This is a genomic window from Salinispora cortesiana (assembly GCF_000484695.1).
Classification (GTDB): domain Bacteria; phylum Actinomycetota; class Actinomycetes; order Mycobacteriales; family Micromonosporaceae; genus Micromonospora; species Micromonospora cortesiana.
On the sequence record NZ_AXVR01000189.1, the window covers coordinates 1 to 1,175 of the forward strand.

The 1,175-nt window shown below is 62.9% G+C and carries 1 protein-coding gene; it reads right to left on the reverse strand.

Annotation, left to right across the window (positions count from 1 at the left end; genetic code table 11):
- Positions 1-11: 11 nt before the first annotated feature.
- Positions 12-1,175 (reverse strand): hypothetical protein (locus tag K228_RS29120; RefSeq protein ID WP_025620812.1); only part of this gene is annotated, 1,164 nt, incomplete at its 5' end.

Sequence of the window (1,175 nt, forward strand, 5' to 3'; positions counted from 1 at the left end):
CTACCCGCCGATCAGCCGAAGCAGTTCTCGATCGGGTCCGGGCTGCCCTCGCAGTTGGTCGGGGAGTTGCCCTTGATCGCGGACTTGTTGTCCACCGCGACCTCGCCCCGCTCGTTGAACACGCCACCGGGTGCAAAGGTGGAGCGGTTGTGCGACACCTTCGAGTTCGACAGGTCAACCTCGCCGCGTACGTTGTAGACGCCGCCAGCACGGCTGCCTGCGTAGTTGTCGGAGATCATGCTGTCCCGGAAGGTCACCATGCTCCGGTGGTTGGATACACCACCGCCACGGACGGTCCGGTTCTTCTTGATCTCACTCTTCACCACGTTGGCGACGGCACCGCCCCGCAGGTCCAGGCCACCACCCTCCACGTCGGCGACGTTGCTCTGCAGTTCTGTTTCCTTGAGGTAGAGGTTGCTCCGGTCAACTGCCGAGATGCCTCCACCGGATCCATTCGCCATGTTCCGCTTGATCTGTGACCGGTCAATCGTGGTGTCGCCACCGACGTCCGACAGACCGCCGCCGGGGCCGAACGTTGCGTTGTCGGCGATCTCGGTCTTTTCGATCCAGACCGTGCCGCCCTTAACACCCCGACGCTTGGTATCGACGAACTTCGCACCATTGGCGATTCCGCCGCCGGCACTGATGGCGTTGTTGGTGGTCACCTTGGACTTGCTGATCTTTAGCACACCGGCGTTGAAGATTCCTCCGCCGTGCCGCAGAGAGGTGTTTTGGTCTGCGGTGGTGTGGTAGAGCTCGGCCTTGCCGAAGTTGGCGATCCCGCCCCCGACTCCACCAGCCTGGTTGTCGACGAGGTGGGTCTTCTCAAATTCGGCCTTACCCCCGTCCTGCACCAGGACACCACCGCCGTCGTTCGAGTGCCGTTCGAAGTGGTCGGCCTTGGCGACTTTTGTTGCGTCCGCGGGGCTGGCCGGCAGCACTGCCGCAGACTCCGCATATCTGGGCGTGGCGTCCGAGTTGCCGGCCTGGGGCACCTCGGCAGAGCTCGGGAAGGAGGGCATCTCCTCGGGAACCGCAGCCCCATCAAACGGAATGTCGGTCACCAGCGGACCGACTTTACCGCCCTTGATGACCAGATCCTTGACCTTCAGGTGTCCGCTCCGGCCGACGTTGAGGATCCGGAAGTTGTCGGCTTGGTCATTCCGGACGATTTT